At 67.9% G+C, this 1,241-nt stretch carries 1 protein-coding gene; it reads left to right on the top strand.

Features of this window, described 5'->3' with window-relative positions; genetic code table 11:
• Nucleotides 1-243 precede the first annotated feature (243 nt).
• On the top strand, nt 244-1,241 hold a 998-nt coding region (locus B5D80_RS32680), incomplete at its 3' end, for an acyltransferase domain-containing protein (RefSeq protein WP_088647767.1).

The raw sequence follows: 1,241 nt of genomic DNA, 5'->3' as shown, positions 1-1,241 counted from the left end.
GTGGTGAAGGTTTCTGCGGCGAGTGAGGACGGGGTGCGTCGGTTGGCGGGCGGGTATGCGCGCATGTTGTCGGGTGTGGATTCGTCTGTGGTGGGTGATGTGGGTTTCACGGCGAATGTGGGTCGTGCGTCGCATCGGTTCCGGGTGGCGGTGCAGGGTTGTGGCGGGTCGGAGTTGGCTGCTGGGTTGGGTGCGGTGGCGGGTGGGGATCGGCCGGTGGGTCGGTTGTCGAATGAGCCGCCGGTGTCGGTGTTTCTGTTCTCGGGTCAGGGTTCGCAGTATGCGGGGATGGGTGCGGGTTTGTATGCGGCGGAGCCGGTGTTTCGGGATGCGGTGGATGAGTGTGTCGAGTTGGTGGCGTCGTGTGGGGATGTGTCGTTGCGGGAGGTGGTGTGGGGGGATCGGGGTGGTGAGTTGGTGCAGACGCGGTTTGCGCAGGTGGGGATTGTGGTGGTGCAGGTGGGGTTGGTGCGGTTGTTGGAGTCGTGGGGTGTTCGGCCGGGGTTGGTGGTGGGTCACAGTGTGGGTGAGTTGACGGCTGGGTGGGCGGCGGGGGTGTTGTCGTTGCCTGAGGTGTTGCGGTTGGCGGTGGTGCGGGGTGGGTTGATGCAGGCGCAGCCGTCGGGTGGGGCGATGGCGGTGGTGTTCGCGGATGCGGGGTCGGTGGAGGCGGTGTTGCCGTCGTTTCCGGGGGTGGAGATCGCGGCGTTGAATGCTCCGCGGAGTGTGACGATTTCTGGTCCGGTCGGGGCGGTGGAGGCGTTCGGGGCCGGGTCGGGGTTGCGGACGCAGCGGTTGACGGTGAGTCATGCGTTTCATTCGGCGGCGATGGCGGGGGCGGTGGAGCCGTTCGCCGAGGCGTTCGGGCGGGTAGTGGTGTCGCCGCCGCGGGTCGGGTTCGCCTCGACGGTGACGGGTGGTTGGCATGATGCCCGGTCGGTGGCCGACGGCCGGTTGTGGGGGTCGGGGATCCGCCGGCCGGTGCGCTTCACCCAGGCGATCGAGGCGGCGTACACGGCTGGCGGACGGGTGTTCTGGGAGATCGGCGCGCATCCCGTGTTGACCGGTCTGGCCCGGGCGACGCTCACCGATACCGGTCTGACGTGGTTGTCGACGTTGCGTCGGGACCACGACGACCAGGCGCAGCTCCACACGGCTGTCACGTCGTTCTACAACCAGGGTCTGGGTGAGATCGACTGGGCGGGGGTGCATCACGGGAAGGGGCACCGCACCACCACCAT

Origin of the sequence: Micromonospora wenchangensis (assembly GCF_002210435.1) — a bacterium.
In the GTDB taxonomy this organism is placed as follows: domain Bacteria; phylum Actinomycetota; class Actinomycetes; order Mycobacteriales; family Micromonosporaceae; genus Micromonospora; species Micromonospora wenchangensis.
The sequence above is the reverse complement of the archived record's forward strand: the minus strand, read 5'-3'. Positions and strand labels throughout refer to the sequence as shown.